At 54.3% G+C, this 19527-nt stretch carries 21 protein-coding genes and 1 pseudogene; 11 read left to right on the top strand and 11 right to left on the bottom strand.

From position 1 onward, the window contains the following. The first annotated feature begins 61 nt into the window (after nucleotides 1-61). Nucleotides 62-1012, top strand: coding sequence for a zinc ABC transporter substrate-binding protein (locus FFI90_RS02640; protein WP_144776253.1), 951 nt, complete (start codon nucleotides 62-64; stop codon nucleotides 1010-1012). Here FFI90_RS02640 and FFI90_RS02635 read toward each other — a convergent pair. Then, on the bottom strand, nucleotides 989-1903 hold the full coding sequence (locus FFI90_RS02635) for an AEC family transporter (protein WP_144776251.1): 915 nt from the start codon (nucleotides 1901-1903) through the stop codon (nucleotides 989-991). The two genes, FFI90_RS02640 and FFI90_RS02635, sit on opposite strands and share 24 nt — an antisense overlap. Before the next feature lie 231 nt (nucleotides 1904-2134). On the opposite strand from FFI90_RS02635, the gene FFI90_RS02630 reads away from it, so the two are divergent. Further along, nucleotides 2135-3331 (top strand): trans-sulfuration enzyme family protein, encoded by a 1197-nt coding sequence (locus FFI90_RS02630; protein WP_144776249.1) that lies wholly within the window; start codon nucleotides 2135-2137, stop codon nucleotides 3329-3331. Here the strand turns inward: FFI90_RS02630 and FFI90_RS02625 are convergent. The 4 genes from FFI90_RS02625 to FFI90_RS02610 form a co-directional block, all read right to left on the bottom strand. Next, entirely contained in the window at nucleotides 3326-3691 is a 366-nt protein-coding gene (locus FFI90_RS02625; protein WP_246123297.1) for a DUF488 domain-containing protein, read from the bottom strand. The genes FFI90_RS02630 and FFI90_RS02625 overlap by 6 nt on opposite strands. 19 nt (nucleotides 3692-3710) lie before the next feature. Then, a complete protein-coding gene (locus FFI90_RS02620) occupies nucleotides 3711-4898 on the bottom strand; it encodes an L-lactate dehydrogenase (RefSeq protein ID WP_222120470.1) in 1188 nt (395 codons plus the stop codon). Further along, on the bottom strand, nucleotides 4850-6835 hold the full coding sequence (locus FFI90_RS02615; protein ID WP_144776247.1) for a putative bifunctional diguanylate cyclase/phosphodiesterase: 1986 nt from the start codon (nucleotides 6833-6835) through the stop codon (nucleotides 4850-4852). Before FFI90_RS02615 ends, FFI90_RS02620 begins: the two co-directional genes overlap by 49 nt. A gap of 78 nt (nucleotides 6836-6913) precedes the next feature. Then, nucleotides 6914-7849: an AraC family transcriptional regulator gene (locus FFI90_RS02610; RefSeq protein ID WP_222120469.1), complete on the bottom strand. Its 936-nt coding sequence runs from the start codon at nucleotides 7847-7849 to the stop codon at nucleotides 6914-6916. Between the two features lie 114 nt (nucleotides 7850-7963). Between FFI90_RS02610 and FFI90_RS02605 the strand changes: the two genes are divergently transcribed. From FFI90_RS02605 to FFI90_RS02580, 7 genes and pseudogenes are all read left to right on the top strand, one after another. Continuing rightward, the gene (locus FFI90_RS02605) at nucleotides 7964-9091 is read left to right on the top strand and encodes an acyl-CoA dehydrogenase family protein (RefSeq protein WP_144776243.1); all 1128 of its coding nucleotides are present in this window, start codon (nucleotides 7964-7966) and stop codon (nucleotides 9089-9091) included. Beyond that, nucleotides 9092-9778, top strand: coding sequence for an acyl-CoA dehydrogenase family protein (locus FFI90_RS20175; RefSeq protein ID WP_222120468.1), 687 nt, complete (start codon nucleotides 9092-9094; stop codon nucleotides 9776-9778). After that, a pseudogene (locus FFI90_RS20430) lies at nucleotides 9745-9894 on the top strand (acyl-CoA dehydrogenase family protein); the annotation flags it as partial. The gene FFI90_RS20175 and the pseudogene FFI90_RS20430, both read left to right, overlap by 34 nt. A gap of 6 nt (nucleotides 9895-9900) precedes the next feature. Next, the gene (locus tag FFI90_RS20170; RefSeq protein WP_342779354.1) at nucleotides 9901-10482 is read left to right on the top strand and encodes an acyl-CoA dehydrogenase family protein; all 582 of its coding nucleotides are present in this window, start codon (nucleotides 9901-9903) and stop codon (nucleotides 10480-10482) included. Nucleotides 10483-10484: 2 nt separating this feature from the next. Next, complete coding sequence (locus tag FFI90_RS02595) at nucleotides 10485-11270, top strand: acetoacetate decarboxylase family protein (RefSeq protein WP_144776241.1); 786 nt, start codon at nucleotides 10485-10487, stop codon at nucleotides 11268-11270. A 275-nt stretch (nucleotides 11271-11545) separates the two neighbouring features. After that, nucleotides 11546-11947 (top strand): PA2779 family protein, encoded by a 402-nt coding sequence (locus tag FFI90_RS02585; RefSeq protein ID WP_144776239.1) that lies wholly within the window; start codon nucleotides 11546-11548, stop codon nucleotides 11945-11947. Between the two features lie 11 nt (nucleotides 11948-11958). Next, nucleotides 11959-12804: a PA2778 family cysteine peptidase gene (locus FFI90_RS02580; protein ID WP_144776238.1), complete on the top strand. Its 846-nt coding sequence runs from the start codon at nucleotides 11959-11961 to the stop codon at nucleotides 12802-12804. Here FFI90_RS02580 and FFI90_RS02575 read toward each other — a convergent pair. From FFI90_RS02575 to FFI90_RS02560, 4 genes are all read right to left on the bottom strand, one after another. After that, a complete protein-coding gene (locus tag FFI90_RS02575) occupies nucleotides 12801-13346 on the bottom strand; it encodes a DUF5610 domain-containing protein (RefSeq protein WP_144776236.1) in 546 nt (181 codons plus the stop codon). The genes FFI90_RS02580 and FFI90_RS02575 overlap by 4 nt on opposite strands. A gap of 105 nt (nucleotides 13347-13451) precedes the next feature. Continuing rightward, entirely contained in the window at nucleotides 13452-13796 is a 345-nt protein-coding gene (locus FFI90_RS02570) for a YdbL family probable chaperone protein (protein WP_144776234.1), read from the bottom strand. Nucleotides 13797-13840: 44 nt separating this feature from the next. Then, nucleotides 13841-13996 (bottom strand): YnbE family lipoprotein, encoded by a 156-nt coding sequence (locus tag FFI90_RS02565; RefSeq protein ID WP_144777188.1) that lies wholly within the window; start codon nucleotides 13994-13996, stop codon nucleotides 13841-13843. An 84-nt stretch (nucleotides 13997-14080) separates the two neighbouring features. Continuing rightward, nucleotides 14081-16825, bottom strand: a complete 2745-nt coding sequence (locus FFI90_RS02560; RefSeq protein WP_144776232.1) for an intermembrane phospholipid transport YdbH family protein — start codon at nucleotides 16823-16825, stop codon at nucleotides 14081-14083. Nucleotides 16826-17016: 191 nt separating this feature from the next. Between FFI90_RS02560 and FFI90_RS02555 the strand changes: the two genes are divergently transcribed. Both FFI90_RS02555 and FFI90_RS02550 read left to right on the top strand, forming a co-directional pair. Beyond that, nucleotides 17017-17286: a Rossmann-fold NAD(P)-binding domain-containing protein gene (locus tag FFI90_RS02555; protein WP_144776230.1), complete on the top strand. Its 270-nt coding sequence runs from the start codon at nucleotides 17017-17019 to the stop codon at nucleotides 17284-17286. Next, nucleotides 17283-17630: an SDR family NAD(P)-dependent oxidoreductase gene (locus tag FFI90_RS02550; RefSeq protein ID WP_144776228.1), complete on the top strand. Its 348-nt coding sequence runs from the start codon at nucleotides 17283-17285 to the stop codon at nucleotides 17628-17630. The genes FFI90_RS02555 and FFI90_RS02550 overlap by 4 nt, the downstream gene beginning before the upstream one ends. Before the next feature lie 22 nt (nucleotides 17631-17652). On the opposite strand, the gene FFI90_RS02545 is transcribed toward FFI90_RS02550, so the two are convergent. Next, complete coding sequence (locus FFI90_RS02545) at nucleotides 17653-17943, bottom strand: PRC-barrel domain-containing protein (RefSeq protein WP_144776226.1); 291 nt, start codon at nucleotides 17941-17943, stop codon at nucleotides 17653-17655. A gap of 188 nt (nucleotides 17944-18131) precedes the next feature. After that, complete coding sequence (locus tag FFI90_RS02540) at nucleotides 18132-19469, bottom strand: sigma-54-dependent transcriptional regulator (protein WP_186317896.1); 1338 nt, start codon at nucleotides 19467-19469, stop codon at nucleotides 18132-18134. Nucleotides 19470-19527: the final 58 nt, after the last annotated feature.

Raw genomic sequence — 19527 nt, 5'->3', positions numbered from 1 at the left:
TTATCCTACTCGTGGTGTTATATTATAACATTACAAACAAACATCAGGATCCAGACCCACCATGCGCACCCTCAAAACAGCTTGCACTCTGGCTCTGAGCGCCAGCACCCTTCTCTACGGCAGCAACACGCTTGCCGATACCCGCATTCTGACCTCCATCAAGCCGCTGGAGCTTCTGGTGCGCGCGATTGCAACGGAAGACATGCACACAAGTACTTTGGTGCCGCCTGGCTCCAGCCCGCATAACTATTCAATGACGCCTTCAAAACGCAGGGCACTGGAAAGCGCCGACATCATTTTCTGGGTAGGCCCTGAGATGGAAACATTTCTGAACCGCCTCTTGACCGGCAACGAATTTGGCGCGCGCTCCGTAGCCCTTATGCAGCAAGATGCCGAAGCACTAGGGGCTGGAGACGACAATTACGAACACGACCAACACGGCGAAAGCCATGACGATCATAACCATGAACATGACCACGGAGACGGAGAAGATCCACACATCTGGGTAGACCCCCACACGGCACTTGCCATGGCAGAAACCATTCGGGATAGCCTGGTTCAACTGAGCGGTGCAGACAAACCAGCTCTGGATCGTAACCTGGTAGCATTCAAGGCATCCATTACAGACAAAGAAGAGCAGATCCGGAGACAATTGCAGCCCTTGCAGGGCATCAGCCTGTTTGCGTATCACAGCGCCTTCACCCGATTCGCAGAGCACTACGATCTGAGCATTGAGGGCATACTGACACTCAACCCGGAACTGTCGCCAGGTGCACGGCACATTGCCGAGGTTCAGGACAGTCTGCGCCGTGCGAATCACCCCTGCCTGTTGACCGAGCCGCAATTCAACCGGCAGTGGTGGCGTTCGATAACCAAAGGGCTGGATGTGACCTTCAGTACCTGGGATCCTCTTGCCACGGACATTGATGCAACAGCAGACGGTTACGCGGCTTTTCAGCAAAGCGTCGCCGATGCCGTGCTCAAATGCTTACCAGAACATACTGAGCATTAACGGAATAGACACCATGGCAAGAAGTGTCTGGCCGCTGATAATGCCCGCCATCAGCGGCGCGTCACCGCCTAGCTGTCTGGCAAGGATATAGGCCGATGTCGCGGTTGGAAGCGTGGCCAGAAGTATCGCCACCTGCACCAAGGTGCCATCAAGCCCCAACAGAACGGCAAGCCCTGCAGCCATCAGCGGAAACAGCAACAACTTCAGGACAGACGACACCATAAAAGGCACGGAGCCGCCACGCAAAGCCTTGAGTTGAAGTCCGGCGCCAACGGTCATCAAGCCCATCGGCAGCGCCAGGTTGCTCAAGGGCTCCAACGTGCCCGCAAGGAGCGGGTGGAAATCAATCTCGAAAAAGCTCCACGTAACCCCGAGAACCGACCCGATAATCAGAGGGTTTGAGGCAATCGTACGTAATACCGGCCCCACCCGCACCGGGCCGTCCGTTGCCACCAGAGAGAACATGAGAATGCACAACAAATTTATCAACGGCACCATGATGGCAACAGCAATGGCGGTCAGCGATAACCCTTCATCACCCAACAGCATGCCACCCGCCGCAAGGCCCACGTATGAATTAAATCGTATAGCTCCCTGATAGACCGATGAGAAAACCGGCCCACTCAAGCGCCAGAAAAACTGCACCGCGACTAATAACAGTGTCATCGCCAAAAGCATGGCACCAATAAGCATCGCAGTATCGCCATAGGCGGAGGCCGGCAACCGCGCCTGGCCCAGCTTGAATACCAGCATGGCGGGAAAGAGCACGTAGTAGGTAAAGCGCTCCGCCTGTGGCCAGAAGTCAACCGAGGGAAATTCCCAGCGCCTGAACAGGTAGCCTAAAACAATCAGCGCAAAAATAGGCACCAGCGCCTGAACCATAACCGGCATATCGAACACTCCAGCATCATTGACTCTTTATGGATAACTGCCCCGGGCGACTAACCGGATAGCCAAAGAGCATATCAGATGGCCAATAGGCCGTCTTGAGACCGACGCAGGCGCTACACCTCTTGCTGACGATCAATTCGCCCAGTGGTCAGGGCGAGCCAAGCCTGCCAGAATAATTCTCCGACACTACACCTTCGGTCATCACACTACATTCATCCTCAGGGAGAGCCCATGCAATCCGAGCCCAGTCCAGAGCCCAAACCTGAAAAGGGAAAAGCGACCCGGATCATCCATAACCGCCGCCATAAGGACAGTCTCGGCAGCCCCTACTCGCCGGTTTACAACACCACCACCTACCGCTTCACGGACACCGCCTCGCTGCAGGATGTGATTGAAGGCCGCACGCCGGGCAACCTGTATACCCGTTGGGGCAGCAACCCCACCATTCGGGAACTTGAGCAAGGCCTTGCAGGTCTTGAAGCCGCGGAGGATGCGCTGGCGTTTGCATCTGGCATGGCGGCCATTTCGGCCACCCTGTTTACTTTTGGACGGAACGGCATCGTCTGCGTCGGTGATCTTTATGGCGGTACGCAAGAACTGCTGACCAAGCATCTGAAACCTCTGGGCATTCCCGTTACTTTTCTGCTGCAGAACGAATCCGATCAATTAACCAACACTCTGAACAAACCCGGCATGCTGGTGTACTGTGAAACGCCGGCCAACCCGACGTTGGGCATTCTGAATATCCGGGAACTGGCGCAACGGACTCATGCCAAAGGTGCCTTTCTCGCAGTAGACAACACCTTTGCCTCGCCGATAAATCAGCGTCCATTGGCGTTGGGGGCCGATATCAGCATTCACAGCGCTACCAAGTATCTCGGAGGCCACAGCGACCTTACCGCCGGTGCCGTGATGGCTTCTGCAGAACGGATTCAGCCCATTGCCCAATGGCGGAAAAACCTTGGTCAGATTCTGGCACCGGAAACCGCCGCCCTGCTCTCCCGCAGCCTCAGAACCCTGCCCGTGCGGGTACAGCAGCATAACGACAATGCCATGGCGGTTGCCCAGGCAATGGTCAGCCATCCAGCCATCAAACGGGTACTCTATCCGGGGTTACCTGATTTCCCCGGCCATAGCTTGGCGGCGCAACAAATGGACGGGTTTGGCGGCGTACTGACGTTGGAGATTGAGGGAGGCCGGGAACAGGCTGCAAAAGTGGCCGACAGCCTGCAGGTTTTTCTGCTGGCCACCAGCTTGGGAGGCGTGGAAAGCCTGGTGTCCCAACCCTGCGCCACCAGCCACCACGGCATCAGCAAACAGGAGCGGGAGCGCCGCGGGATCAGTGACAGTATGCTGCGGCTGTCTGTTGGCCTGGAAGATGCGAAAGATCTGATCGCAGACCTGGAACAGGCTTTAGGCCAGCTATAGCTCGCCACTACTGAGGAAGTCGCGAAGGGCGGCCGCGTTATTGTGCTCGGTATCCTTTGCGGCAAACACCAGCGTTATGCGCTTGTGCTCCTTGACGATCGACTGCAGTTCTTTCAGATCTTCGGCCGCTTCATCGTTCTTCAATTCCTTCAGATACTTCTGCCGGAATTCGTCCCATTTCTCAGGGTCATGATCAAACCACTTCCGCAGTTCGGTCGAGGGGGCAAGCCCTTTCAGCCAGGTTTCGAGCTCGGCGTCTTCCTTGGCAACACCACGGGGCCATATTCTGTCGACCAGAATACGTGGTCCATCAGAACGCGCGGCGTCGTCGTAAGCTCTCTTGATTCGAATGTCCATCATCAAGCCTCCGTCTTGTCGTTCAGATAAGGTCATCCGGAGTTAACTGTTCTACCGAATTTTTACCCAACAATGCAAGAGTCAATTCTACTTCGTAACGGAAGTTTTCCAGCATCCGGGAGACAGCTTCTTCGCCACCTGCCGCCAATGCATAGGCCCATGCACGGCCCACAAGACAAGCGTTTGCACCCAGGCAAAGCGCTCGCACAATGTCCTGGCCAGAGTGCACTCCGCCATCAAACAGAATCTCGGTTTTTCCTGATACGGCGTCGACAATGCCTGGCAGCGCCGAGATGGTTGAGGGCGCACCATCAAGTTGTCGCCCGCCATGATTAGAGACAACAATGCCGTCGGCCCCGACATCCACCGCAGAACGGGCGTCGTCGGGATCCATAATCCCCTTTATCACCAGTTTGCCCGGCCAATGCTGCCGCACCCAGTCCAGATCCTTCCAGGTAACGGACGCGTCAAACTGCCTGTCCACCCAGGCTTTGAAATCTTCAGGGTTGCGGCCCGAAGGTACCGCATCGGCGAGATTACCGAACGTCAGAGGTTTGCCCTTGATGGCAACGTCCCAGAGCCAAAGCGGATGAGAAAGCAGATCAGACAGCTTCTGAATTTTCCCCCAGGGAGAAAGACCACCGTTCATGCCATTGCGCACGTCCCGGTAGCGCACACCAAGCCTGGGTAGGTCCACGGTGAACACAAGTGTGGAGTACCCCGCTTTGTGCGCCCGATTGAGCAGTGCTTCAGAGTAGCTTCTATCCTTAAGCACATAAAGCTGAAACCAGTTGGCCGCGTCCGTTGCCTCGGCAACCTCTTCCAGCGAACAGATCGAGACGGTACTCAGGCAAAACGGCACGCCGCCTTTTTGTGCTGCCCGTGCCGCCTGAACCTCACCCCGCTGCGCAAGCATGCCGGCAAGGCCTACAGGCGCGAGTGCAAGCGGTAATGAGGCGTTCTGGCCCAGTATCTGCGTTGCGGCGGAAGCACTGGAGACATCCCGCATAACCCGCTGGCGAAAATGCAGGTTCTGGAAGTCTGCCGTGTTCTCTCTGAGTGTCTGTTCGGAGAAAGCACCACCATCAAAATAATCAAACATCATTCGGGGTAATCGGGCTTTGGCAAGTAAGCGGTTATCAGATGTATTGGCAGGTGTAATCATGTCGTTGCGCGCTCTCCAACTGACCATTCCGGAAACGTTTTCCATTGACCTTTCCAGGCGCCGACTGCCTCGGGCCTCATGGGCCTCGCAATGGCATACCCCTGCGCATAAAAGCAACCAAGGCTGATCAGAAGCTCACCGTGCTCTCTGGTTTCCACTCCCTCGGCAACCAGTTTTCTGTTGAATGCATGGGACAAGCCGATAATACCTTTGAGAATGGAAATGTCATGCCCATTCGAGAGTGAGCCCCTCACAAAACCCTGATCTATTTTCAGGGTTTTCACCGGCAACTGTTTCAGGTATGACAGCGAAGAATATCCCGTTCCAAAATCATCCAGAGAAAAGGTCACGCCAAGGCTCCCGCAGTCCCGGATAATATTGTTTGCCTTATCAAGCTCGCCAAGAGCTGCTGTTTCAAGTATTTCGAGATCGAGCCGTTGTGGAGCAACATGGGGATAGCGTGCAAGAATCCTCGCAAGATTTTCCATAAAGTCAGGTTGCTGAAGATGCAGTGCGGCCAGATTCACACCCACATCCAGAGTCAGCCCCTCGGCATCCCAGGTCGCCATCTGCCGGAATGCCTGCTCGATGACCCACTCACCAATATCGATAATAAGTGGATGATGCTCCAGCATCGGCAAAAAATGTATCGGGCTGAGCAAACCTCTTGTCGGATGATCCCAGCGAATAAGCGCTTCCACACCAATCAGGTCCCCCGAACGCATGCACACCTTGGGCTGATACTCCAGTCTGAACTGATTATCTGCAAGCCCTGCCCTTATGTCTGCCAGCAGCTGCTGGCGTTCCGCAGAGAGGCGTTGTTCGTTTGCATCCAGAAACAGCCAATCTCCCTTTTGTTCCTGTTTGGCGCGAAACAATGTGTGATCAGCCTGCCGCAGAACCGTATCTGCATCACCAGCGCCATCATGAGGGAATATAACGACGCCAGCGGTGAAGTCCACGGAAATGCTGTCACCACCCAGAGTAAACGGCTGCCCGGCCGTTAGCCTCAGGGCGTTTAGTTGGGTCTCAACTTTCCCGCCATCCGCCAACAGCACCACAAACTCGTCACCACTGATCCGGGCGAGCTGCCCACCATGGGCTATGGCTTCCTTCCAACGCCTGGCAAGCAAGCCAAGCAGTCGGTCGGCAGCCTCTTCACCAAAACGGGCATTTACACCATGAAAGTTATCCAGATCAATGGAAATCAGCGCGGCGGACCCGGCTGCCAGGTCGTTTTGTTGCAAAACATGTCGGATCTCCCGGAGGATTCCATTACGGTTCATCAGGCCTGTGACAGGGTCTGAATACGCAAGAAACTGAAGCTGCCTTTCATGGTCAGAGGCCTGTTGTTCCAGTGCTGCATCGAGCTTTTCATTCTGCAATCTCGCCAGCTCATCCTCAGCGCTCAGCCTTGCTATTTTTTCACGCATCAACTGTATGGTGCTGGCAGAGAACTTGCCATAAATCTCCAGCAAAGCCGAAACCATGACAGAAACCGCCCCGCTCAGTTGACCATCTACTTCCTCTCTGGCTTTGGCTATGGGAGTTCCACGCTTTACTGCACTGACCGTAAGCGCCATTCGACGATCAGATTCCAGAATATGAAAAGCAAGCCATCGGGTCAGGTAGTTGAACAGATCTCCAATCACTTTCTCCTCAGGTTTACCGCTGGAGCGGTACATCTGAATCTGAACGAAGAAGAGTTGATGGCTATCATGATGGTTATTCACCATTTCCTGCTCACCGAGCGCCGCTTTCCAGATATCCTCTTCCTCCTTGAAGTGATAGGCAGCGTAAGAAAGCAGCTCGTCAAGAATATGTCCACATTCGACGTCCGAGGTACTGGAAGCAAAGTGCCAGGCGAGCCGGTTCAGGATTTCAACCAACACCCGGTGTTGCTCGTCAATCTTCTCGATGCCCGTTTCGAAATTCCGGTTCCACGGAAAGATTTCAAAAGCTGTGGCGTCATCATCAGACATATTGAAAGGCCCAGCGATAGAATGTTTTTGAGAGTTAGCAGCATAGGTTATGAACGCAAAAGCGACACTTGATGTATCTCATGTTCTGACCCAATAGCTGGGTGCCGTTCCCGTCCAGCGCTTGAATGCTTGTGAGAATGTCGATGCATCGCTGAATCCCAGGTTGCTTGCAATCTCCGAAATGCTCATCCCCCCTTGCCTCAACAAACGTTTAGCCCTGTTTTTCCGGACGTCTTCCAGTAACTGCCGGAAACTCACTCCTTCGGCCTGCAAATGACGCTTCAGCGTTCGTTCACTCATGTGGAAATGACGGGCGGTAATTGGCAGAGTAGGTATACGCGCTCCGGCATTCTGCAAATAATGAGTAACGACGGTCTGTATGCCGGCGTAACTCCGCCGCTGATCTATCAATGCACAACATTGCTGCTCACACAGTGCCGCTGTGACCGGGTTTGCCTGGGGCAATTTGCGATTTAACTGCTCCAAGGGAAACTCAAATGTATTGCAAGGACCTTCCGAAAACTCGAACTTATCCCCTGCCAACTCTCGCATCAAAACAATCGCTGCCGCCATGTCACGAGCAAGAACAAATTGTTTTATTGAAGGCTCCAGATCTGGCTCACCAAACACCAGAATTCCCATATTGTTCTTTTCATGATGAGAAATAACGGTAAAAGCGTAGGTAAGCGGTAGAAAACGCAGGGCTAGTTGCAAAGCATCACCTACCGTGGGGCTACACATGAGGCCATACCCCCAGAGCCCATAGGCTGAACAGTGGTATCTTTGCCCGATATCTCGGGCAACTGCTTCCACGTCTTCAAACCTGTTTACCAGATTCCGGATTACCTGCAACTCCTGGCCTGCGGTGATCTCTGTGTTTGGATTCATCAACATGGCCGGGGATATACGGCTGCCTGCAAGCAGGTCTCCGGCTGCCACTCCCTGCTCAGTTCCATAATCAACCATCAAACGCACACTCGTAATGCTACGCGTGTAATTCAGAAACCCGAGCATCGAAGCATCCATGGCCCAAAAACTAAGATTATTGACCCTGTTCAGCATTTGCGCAAGGTGACTAAAGACATACTCTGGACCTGAACAGAAAAAACAACAAATCAGGTACTTTTTATGACCACCTCCCTGATTGCGGCCAATGATCTTCAGCCACTGCTGGACGAGGTCTCCCGATTCTGCAGTGCAGAAATAGCCCCAATAGCCGCCCGCCCCGAAATTCCGGCTGCTGCTGACGATGTTTCGAAACTCAGTCAGTCCGCTCTCGAATTTGGCATTCTGCCGGGGATGGATCTGGAGCCCGGCTTTGCTTTATGGGAACAACCTGATGATGTAAACGCAATTGCTTTCAGCATCGGCGCCCTTAAACAGATAGCGTCGGTTAATGCCGGTATAGCCCTGGCATGGCACCGGCATGCATTGGCCCGTTTTCTCGCGCGTACCGCTGGATTCCAGCTTACCGAAACGCAGCAGGTGCCACTCGCCCTGACTGCAATCTCCACGGGGCACCACGGACTTGCCCGAGGCTCTCTGGCCCGTTGGCTAAACCAGCGAACTGCAAACAGAGATCAACCCATGCTGGCCGACTGGCTGGATCGAACCACTCACAAGACGACCGTCACGGCACCACCACATTGGCAGGACCTGATCTGGCCTGTGTGGCACAAAGGAATTATGAGCTGGCAACTCCTGAACCGCAAAGAGATTGCGGTTACGCCATGCCGTCCACAGCACGGGTTAGATGAACTGGGCACATGGCAAGTCAGCGCTTGTCAGGGGGCTGGCGTGGTCATCAAAGCAAAGCCACAACAGGTCTCTTCCATGCTGATTCTGGACGCCTTGGGGCTGCTTTCCATAGCGGCCGGCATCAACCAGCACGGAGAGGCTTTGGCACGGTCATTCGCCAGTCTGCGTCGTCAAGGGGGGCGGGTAATCAACGAGCACTCGGCTGTTCAGACCATGCTGGCAACGATCCAGCAAGCTCAATGGGAAGCGGAAATGGCTCTGAACGGACTGACAAGACCGTTACCCAGATTAAGCCTTAAAGATCTCCTCATGGCCCGCCAGCAACTCCATCCCAAGCTTTGCCTTGCGGCCAACCTCGTTATGCAAGTACACGGTGGCATTGGGTATATGGAGGATTGCGGGCCCGAGAAACTGCTGCGAGACCAGAACATGATGCGCTTCCAAAGCGGAGGTCTCCGGGAGATACCACTGTTCGTTCAGGCATGGGGAGAGATGTAAATGATGAACCGAGCAATGCATCTGGAAGGTCATCTCCCGGCGGATCACAAACTGGCGCCGCACTGGCAATTCCGTCACCTTTCCAGGATCGCCCAACAGATTACAAGCTACCAGCGTGATGACCTTTGGGAATCGGATACCCGCAAACTACCTGCGCCGCTGGGCAAACTGCGACGCAGAGCCCGGGCTTTCGCCGAAACGCACCTTGCTCCCCTTTCTGCCGAGGCAGATCTTGCCGCACACGAAGCACCGGGGCAGTCGTCGCCGGCAATTACGAACTTGCTGAAAGTTGCCGCACGCGAGGGATGGCTGAGTTACTTTCTGCCTGGTCCCTTAGGCAGCATGAGTTGGAAAAGAGGTCTTTACCCGCCCGTATGGCAATCCAGCCTCGTGGTTGAGGAGTTCAGCAGGGTCTGCGGTGGGCTTATGCTTCTGCTCTCAGCTCATCACCTCGGCTGTATACCGCTACTTCTTTCGGGCGATATAAACGTTATCCGACGTTTTCTGGCGCCAGTATATCGCTCTTGCCACAAAGGTGATCCGCATCTCGTGGCATTCGCCATTACCGAACCCGGCGCGGGTTCGGTAATGGCGAAGACGGGCACGGAGCCCGTGATTACAAACCAGGCGTCGTTGCCAGCCACTGCCATGGTGGCTGGAGGCTCAACGGGCGCAAGTGTTTTATAAGTGGCGGAGACATGGCCAGAACTCTGACCGTCTTTGCGGCACTTGAGGGCGAGGGCATGGAGTCCTGGACATGTTTTTATGTGGACGCGGCCACTCCGGGGTTCAGAGTTGCACGAAATGAAATGAAAATGGGCATGCGCGCATCCGGCGCTGCTGAACTGGAGTTTACAGATGTGTTTGTGCCAGATAGCCATGTTATCGGCGGCTTGCGCAAAGGCTGGGTGTTGAACCGGGCAAGCCTGAACACATCACGAATCCCGGTAGCCTCAATGGCTGCCGGGTTTGCCCGTGCAGCAACCGAACAGGCCGTCACCTTTGCCTGCCGTTATCAGCTCGGCGGCAAGCCACTGATCCACTATCAGGATGTGCAGCAACACATAGCCACCATGGTGGCGGAAACCCGGGCAATACGCAGTATAGTTTGGCAGGAAGCACAGAATGCCTGGAAGCCGCGCCAGCTGAACGCTTCGGTCTGTAAATTCCATGCGACAGATCGTGCTCAGGTTGTTGTGGAAATGGCGCTGGACCTGCTTGCCGATCAGGGCGGACTGCATGAGCAGAATGTTGAGAAAATATTCCGGGACGTTCGCCTGACCCGAATCTTCGAAGGAACCAACCAGATCAATCAGCTTTCTGTCATTGAAGACTGGCAAGACCAGCTACTTCCTCTCTGCTCAAAATCATCAGCAAACATCGGAGTTTAAGTATGACAAACTGGCACCAGGACCCGTTTTTTCAATACCCCCTGACACCCTTCGAAACCAGTGAAGGCAAAATAGACCTGCCCATACTCTACTATGACAACTCCAACTTTCTGGCACTCTATGAAGTCGAGCTGGAGAAGGCGGCTCCCCTACTGAATAGCAAGTTAGTAGACGTGGCAAGGTTCCCCGGCGGTAAGGCTCTGGTGGCGTTAGCTCTGTATGAATACCGGGAAACGGCTGTGGGTATCTACAACGAGGTTGGTGTCGCCATCGCCACCGTGCCAGCCGGAACGGCTCAACCCAAACATCCCTGGCTGGCCATGTATGAGGCGCTGGATAGGCGAATGCTTGGGCTTACCGTAATCGATCTTCCTGTAACCACAGCAGCAGCTTGCGCTGCCGGCAAAGAAGTCTGGGGATTCCCAAAGTTCATTACCGATATCAGCTTTTCACTGTCCGGATCGCGTTTTTGCAGTACCGTTAAAGACCCGGACAGTGAAGGAGACATTATTACCGTCAGCGGGTCGCCCGGTCTTGGCGTATCCGGGCCGCAACTGGACATCCTGCTCTATTCCCAACTCAACGAAGACCTGCTACGAACCCTGGTGGTTACCCGTGGTGGTGGCCGGCTGTGCTTGCCAGGTAGCATCCGGGCTTCCGTTGGCGCAGGTTCCCATGCAATGGCGCGGCGGCTACGGGATCTGGGAATTCACGGTAAAAAACCCAAACTGATATTTTATAGCCATGGTTTGCAGCTAAGGCTGAATGCCGGAGCGAAAATTAAGTGACATAGTAACGACAATGAGCCTGACAAGCTGAAAGCCCCATTCAGCGTGTTCCGATGCTGGACGATTGGAAATTGCGTGGCATATGCCCGAAAGGTCTCAATCCGATGAAACAAATCGGCCAGATCAAGGCAATGCTGGTTCGATCTCAAGTCTGAACAGGGTATTAAGGGTTATTAATCCGATTTGATCGGCAAATAATGCCCAAGCGTTTACACTGGTTCATTGTCTGACCCAAAAAACACAAACCTGAACAGGTCAACAATAGGAGCAGTCTGATGCAAACAATCCGATCCTATACCCAGTCCGTTTCAGCGATCATGACGCTGGTGATGATATTGAGTTCAATGTGGGCAATTCCCGCCTCTGCAAACATCGTCGGTACAGGCGAACTCCTGACTGAGCAGCGTGCTGAAATCGATCGCGAAGCGCTGATGGGGATGCTGGAACGGGAAGACGTCAAAACCGCCCTGGCGAACATGGGCGTGGGCGAGCAGGAGGTTCAAGACCGGATCCAAAGCCTTACACCCGCCGAACTGGCTGATTTCAAGCAACAGCTGGCACAAGCGCCTGCCGGCGAGGGTGTTGTAGGCATAATCGTGCTGTTCCTGTTGGTTTTCATTGTGACTGACATGCTGTGCGCGACGAATATTTTCCCATTCATTAACTGCATACGCTGAACAGCATCGCCATGTTCGGATTCTGGCTAAAGCCAAACCGCCCCGGTTTGGCCGCGCTCCTGGGAGTTCTACTCTCAGGCTGCGCCAGCCAGCCGCCCTGGCCCGACTCTTTCAACGCGACCACTCTCAACCAGGTACCCTTTCATCCACAAGAGCAATATCAGTGTGGTCCGGCTTCATTGGCCATGATGCTGAATGCACAGGATATTGAGGCAACGCCAGACGAGTTGGTCGACCGCGTTTACCTACCCCAGCGAAAGGGTGCCCTGCAAGTTGAAATGGTTGCGGCGGCACGTCAATACGGGATGCTGGTTTATCCGTTGGAGCCCGAACTGGAACACGTTTTAAAAGAGGTTCGAGCAGGTCACCCGGTTCTCGTTCTGCAGAACCTGCGTTTTGGCTGGTGGCCACAATGGCATTTTGCAGTGGTTATTGGCTATGACAGCGCGAAAGGAACACTGATACTTCACACTGGCACCCAAGAGAGTAATCGCCAGCCTGCCAGCGTTTTCATGGCAACCTGGGATCGCTCTAAACGGTGGGCGCGGGTTATTCTGCCGCCAGACCAGATTCCAGCAACGGCAGAGCCTCTCACTTTTTTGATGGCTGCCCACGACCTGGAGACAACTCGGCAAACAGGTGCGGCAAAATCCGCTTACAGCGCGGCAGCAGAGGCTTGGCCAGACCAGCCTGCAGCATTACTCGGCTTGGGGAACATTGCCTATCAACAAGGCCAGTGGTCTGAAGCGGAAGCGTACTATCGTGAGATGACAGAGAAGTTTCCAGACATCAATGCCGGCTGGAACAACCTGGCAGAGGCCTTATCGAAACAAAGCCTCCACAAGGAGTCTGACTAACTGTTTTCGGTTGGGTTATCCACTTCAGGTTCTTTACCTGAAAACAGCCTCTCCAGATTCAGAAGGCCATCCTGGATTAGATTGAAGCCTTCGTCGATTTCCGCGCCAAGGGTTTCGTTCATCATGCCCAAAGCCACAATCTGTTCTCGCGCCTCTGCATAACCTTTTTCGATTCCAGCTCGGGCCTGTTCCATTAAGCCGGCCAGTTTCTCGACATCTGCTCCGGCATCCGCTTCTTGCTGAAGGCGGTTCTGCACAAACCCCAAAATCACGCTGGCAACATCAGACGCCGTAGGTGGCTGAGCCTGGGTGGCGTATTTATCGGCGCCTGATGCGGCTTTGCTTTGGCCCCCCATGGCTTCCTGAAGCCTCTGTTCCATGCGCGCACGCATAACATTAATGGCGTCCGCTGGTGTGCGGATAGAAGCCTGTTTATCAGCACGCACGTCGGCGGTTGCCCGGCCTGCCGACCTTGCCTCAGTTGGGCCCGTATTCACTCGACCGATCACATCCGGCCCGCGACCAATGATTGGCGCTACCATAACTTTCTCCTCTGGCAAGGGCTTATATGTAATGGCTATCGGCAGGTTGTGACCCGGCATTAAGATTGATTGGTTATAAACCCATCAAACAGCTGACGATTCGTCCTATTTTTTAATCCAGTGGTTATCCACCTGGATGTACTGCCCGGATGGCGTCTTCTCAACCGCTTTCTGGCCCGCTACGGTCTCTACCTTGGTTACTGCAATGCCATGCTTTTCAGCAATCGCTTTGTAAGCTTCGCGACGGGCATCGTTGATGGCGCTCACAATCTCTTTAGCCCGCTGGTCGGAGCCTACTGCAGCCAGATAACCCGAGGGTGTCTCGCCCACCAGCCCATCGCTTTTGGCAGATTCAAGGGCATTTTTCGCTTCATCCAGGCTCATGGCCGTTGCCGGCAGAGCCAGGAAAAACGCTAGAATAAGGGCACTGAATCGCGCAAATAATGTCATGGTCAACTCCTTAATAGTTCGCTAAGTACAAAACACCAAGGCAATCAGAAGAGGCCCTTTTCACTGAACAGCTCGTCGACATCTTTATCAACCTTCACGTAAATTTCATGCTGTATTTTCACGTTCAGGTTCACGGTTATCGGCTCCTTGGGCGCAGCCACCTGAACCGTCGGGGTGCAAGCTGCGAGCAAGCTACCCATAACCAGGCCCGCGCACAGGGCGGACACACGCCGGGAAAGCCTGAAACCAAATTGCGTCATATCGGTGTACTCCTTTGTTACCCTTCACTCTAACAGGTCGCCTGACTCATCGTCAGGATTCCGTTCGCGCTTATTGAACAGCTTTTTTACCCTCTCCGTCACCGCATCGCTCACTTTGCCGCTCAGCTGAAGGCTCCTGAGCAACGCCGGAATGTTCTCCTCCAGATTGATGTTCAACACCACCGGCTGGCCTTTGCCAACGTTTGGGCTACTGCCTTTCAAGTGAAGCGTCAGCACCAGAGTGCCGTTCTCATCATAATCAATACCGCTACCCAGAACCGAGTAACGGAAATCCTCGAGTGCTTGTGCCACCAGCTTCATGGACTCGTTCTGGCTGGCGAGTGTTTTCAGCCGTTCGGCCGTCAGCTGCAATCGCCCCCCGGGCTCAAGTGCGTCAATACGCCCTCGCTCCACTCTTATACCGGTAGCCGGGTCGAACAACACAGGAACAGTGCCACTGAGAATTCCAGTGCCCGCAAGCCCCTCAGTCGGGTATAACTGTAAAAGATACGCAAGACTGAGCTGCTTGAGTTCAACAGGAATCGTCACTGGCGCCAGCGCCAGATCCCAACTTCCTGGCTGTATGCGTATCTCGCCTCCCAATGCATCAGAGTTGGCCTGCTTCAGAGTCAGCTTCCCGGCGTCCAGTTTCGCCAGAGGCGCTTCGTAAGTTCCAACCAGAAGCACAGGCCCGATGGGCAGCCCGGGATTCACTTCCTCCACGGTCAGCTCCGGCGTGGATAATCTGATGCGATCGTTTTCCAGTCGGAACTCAGCGGAGCCGGTCATCTCGCTCCATGCGGTGCGATCGTAGGTGCCACTCCAGTCGGCGAACACCAGCTTGCCAGTCGCTGCCATCGCCCCGTTTTGCGATTGTTTATAGGTAGCGTTAGCACTGACGGTGCCGCCGGATACCGTGAGAAGGGGGGGCCAGACTGAGAAAATACGAGACAGCGCCTCGGCTTCGCGCTCTCCACTCACCCGCATCTTCCCCTCAAGCGTCAAAGGCCGCTGGTATGGAAACGTCAAATCCAGGTTCATCGTTGTTCCGGCGTTGGCCCTGAGCACGCCTGCAACATCTGCGTGAACCTGGTCGCTGTTCACCCTGCCGCTGAACTGCCAGGGTTGCGGCAACAACTGCGGATGCCTGACCTGTTTTGCTTTCACGCTAACCGGTCCTTCAAGGGTTAACTTATCGAGTTCGCCCTGTTCCACCCTGTAGTTTGCGTTCAACATCGTTTTTCCGAGATCTGCATGCAAGCCTTTGAGCTGCGTTTCGGTTGCCGTTGCCGTTCCGGCTGTCATCCCGGAGAGCGGCTCTAACCTTTCAACCTCAAGAAACGTGGGCTCACCAAATTTCAGTGCCGCAGTGGTGGTGTTCAACCAACCCGTGAGCGCAATCTGTACCCGAGGCTTGGTCAGTCGCCAGCCGGCCGCCTCCAGTTTCGGCAAGGCTGCGGTTAATTGGGTTTTCCCCAGCTGCACCATCCATGGCGCTTTGGTGGTTACCGCGAGATGTGAGTGCATGGACACATTTGCGCCGCCGCGGCTGCTCAATTCCACATTGAGCGGCAAGAGGGCGTTCCCGGAGCCTGTTTGAACGGCAGGAGAATTGGCGGAAGGAGGCGCCAAGACCTGAGCGGGTCGGACAGATAGCGTAAGCGAGCTTGGCCGCATCAGCTCCGGCACCTTCCTTATCCACGCAGCCGGATGGTTCAACTCCAGATCAGCCTGCAGTGTTTCGGGCTGCCACTGGCCCTGGTCTGCCTCCAGAGCGACCTCTACACTGCCGCTGATCGTTCCCACGCCGGGCGCCGGCCAGGGCTGAGGTACTCGCATCTGGGCGCTCACGCTTCCCGTCGCCTGCGCCAGAAAGCGTTCGTTGCCCGGGCCCTGCAAATCCCATTCGGCTTCCATGGACCCCGTTTCCGGCTGCTCCGGCCACTGCTCTGCAGGAATGCTCTGCCAGGTTTGCAGCCAGGCCAGCAACCAGTCCGTCTGGGGCAAATCGGGCATCTTCACCAAGCCGTGCCAAGACACCAGGCCATTCGCATTCTGTTTGCGGTAACCCGAATCCACCGACAAGTACCGAGTGCCATCAACTTCCAATTCTGCAGAGAAATCCAGATCGCCATCCCAGGCACCGTCAAGCGTTGCCAGCACATTCACCTGATGGCTTTCGTGATCCAGCTGCACATTGGCATTGATGGGAAGGCGGGCGTTTGCAGCGACGATAGAGCGCAAAGCGGAGTCAGGTTCGGAAGCTGGATCGGACTCCGGAGTGGCAATCGACAGGCTTCCTGCCAGCGGGCAGCGCCCTGCCTCACACGGCAGAGTCACCCTGAACTTCTGAACGGTAATGTCAGAAGGCAGCCAAGCGGGTATTTCAGGCGGCCACAGTGTCGGTTGCTGCTCCCCCTCTGTAGGCTGTTCTCCGGGTTTTGTGTACCAATCCAGCTCCAGGTATCCAGCCGTCAGCGCCGTTAGCTTCGGCAGCCATCCCTCCCCCCATTCAGGGCTCCGCCAGCCCAACACCAGATCGCTGCCGTACAACGCAATTTCTCGTGTCGGCAGGGACTGGGTGAGCGTTAGTTCACGCACAAACACACCACTGAAAGATAGTTCCAGCCCTTGCCACTCCAGCGTATCAATTCCGTTCTGTTGTAGCGTCTCGCTCCAGAGATATCGGGCAGCCAGAATGCCGAACAGTGTGGTGAGCACCAATACCGTAAACAGTCCCCATCCAAGTGGTTTCCATGCAATGCGCATTGCGGGCTATCTCCTGACCCGTTACCGGAGTTAAGTGGTTTCTACCGTACATCGGTTGATATAACTGAAACAGTTACAGTATCTGCATCCATCAGCCTGCACTAGCCTTTGGTCTACCGCCTCTGCATGAGGATTGATTTACGTTATGTTCTTTATGAGAAAGGAAAGAGTGTATTTTTGGAACACGGACAATGACGGACTTCTCCCGAGTCTCCTCACTCGCGCTGTTTAACGAGTATTGCCAGCAAACCGGGCTGGATTCCGCCACCATGCTCAAAGCCGCCAGGCTGCCAACCCGGCAGCCATACCGGCTCATGGGCGGCCCTAATGAGTCCTCGACAGAAAAATGCGAAAGATTGCTGGGCTATAAACCCGTGTTCAGTTTTGAACAGGCCATCCAGGAACTGGCGGACGAGTTCGAACGATCATCCCAGCCATCGAAAAAGAGCCTGAAATCATGACATCGTGGAAACACGGCGCTCCTCGAGTTGCCTTCATCAGCGGCGGTGGCAGCGGTATTGGACTGTGCCTCATCAAATCATTGATCAGCGAAGACACGAACGCTGCGATTTTTGATCTGCGCGTGGACGACTCTGTCATCACAGAACTGCAGAACAATGCGAGGCCGAGCCAGAAAATTACTTTCTACGCGGCCGATGTTACCGATCCGCTCGCTGTAGAAGCGGCGATGGAAAAGGCAGTCAGCGACATGAGCCCACCGGATTTGGCGATTTATTCCGCAGGTATGATGCGCAACGGTGAGTTTACAGTCCTGCCCTACGAAACGTTTGAACGGGCTGTTTAAACGTCCACGCTCACTACCCTGGTCAATTAGTACCCTCGGGCCCTTTAGCGCACACTCTTAACACTTCAGGGCTGATATCCAGCTCAATGTCCGCTGCGATGTTTACCAATTTGAACTGGCTCCAGGGAACTGCTATCGATGAGCTCTCCGTATCCACCTCATGGGTAACAAGCGCCAACCTGACGTACTCTATACGACCGTTATGAGGATTGAGCACAATGTCGTGGATGTACCCCAAAACCTCGCCTTCACAATTTTTGACGGCATTATTGAGTAACCGGCTCAACTCAACACTTGCAAGTTTGTGTGGCATAACACTCCCGCGCTTGTTTCTGACACTTTTCGGCAGCAGCTACCCTATTCAGCACCAGCTACCCTGCGTGTAAAATTTCATGCAGATTATGAGCCAAGGGCTAACAGACCTTATGAGAAAGCGGCGCGCTTAAACATCGAACCGAGGGAAAGTACGATTTTTTGCCCAGTTTTCCGGGATGACCGGCTCTACATGTCGTATTCCTTGAGCCGGTTGTAAAGTGTTTTCAAACTTATCCCAAGCTCTTTGGCAGCGATTGTCTTGTTACCGTTATGGTAGCGCAGCGTCGCTATTATTATATTCCGCTCCACATCATCAAGTGTCCGACCGACCGGAAGTCGCAGATAATCCATGCCTATGGGCTGTTCAGATATATAATTGTCGGGCAAATCGTCCACCGAGATTTCGTTACCCGCCAGCAAAAAAGCTCTTATTACAACATTTCGCAACTCACGTACGTTTCCGGGCCAGCCGTAGATGCGGAATACATCCAACACTTCGTCAGAAAATTCCTTTTTGATCTTAGTGATTTCACACTGCTCGTAAAGGAATGCCTTAGCCAGACGTACGACATCTTCGCCACGCGCACGCAAAGGAGGAACCTCCAATGAAAACTGGGCTGCGCGATAATAAAGATCCTGGCGAAGCAGACCTTCCTGTATAGCTTCCTTCAGGTCCCTGTTGCTTGAGGCAATGATGCGGACATCGCATGATTGCGACCGCTCTGCGCCCACAGGCTGAAATGTCTGGGACTCCAGCACTCGCAACAATTTTACCTGCAAATCCTGTTTCATCTCAGTTAATTCATCGAGAAACAGCGTGCCGCCCTCGGCTTGTTTAAAAAGCCCATTATGGGCGCTGGCAGCCCCGGTGAAAGCACCTTTTACGTGGCCAAACAGTTCACTTTCAGCCAGATCAGGCGCAATTGCTCCACAGTTGACCGCAACAAAAGGACAATGACTTCGCGGAGAAAGTGCATGAATGGTACGGGCAACCAGATCTTTACCCGTACCGCTTTCACCACTCAAAAAAACGGAAATGTCGGCCGGCGCAACCTTGCGCAAGGTTTTGTACAGGTGTTCCATCGGAGGAGACTCTCCGATCAAAAGTCCGCGCCCACTTTGGTGTACGGTTTTATCGCGGCTATTTTCGCAACTAATCTCCTGTTTATATTGTTGGAGCGCCGCCGCCAGCCTATTTAGCTGACTCGGGTACACGAAAATATCCCGAGCCCCCACGCGCATGCCTTCAGCGGCCTGAACATAAGAAGGAGCGCTGCTCATGAGAAATATCTGGGTAACGTCGGCAACATTGGAGTGAGCCAAAAACGTAAGAAGCCTGGCCCGGCTACTAACGTCTTCTCCATCCAGATTGATCAACAACACTTCGGGACGCGCGCTGAGAATTATGTCTCGCGCTTGCTCGGTGTCACTAACCGATTCAACGGAAAAGTCATGGGCTCTGAAGATCTCACTAGTCTGCGTGAGCCTTTCCGGATTATTATCAACCACCAATGCATGAGGCACAGGTTTTTCCTTATCCCAGTGGCCTGATAACGGAGAGCACCAGACCATCGCTCGCAAA

The organism is Marinobacter maritimus, assembly GCF_007671675.1.
Lineage (GTDB): Bacteria > Pseudomonadota > Gammaproteobacteria > Pseudomonadales > Oleiphilaceae > Marinobacter > Marinobacter maritimus.
This window is presented reverse-complemented; position numbering and strand designations above follow the sequence as displayed.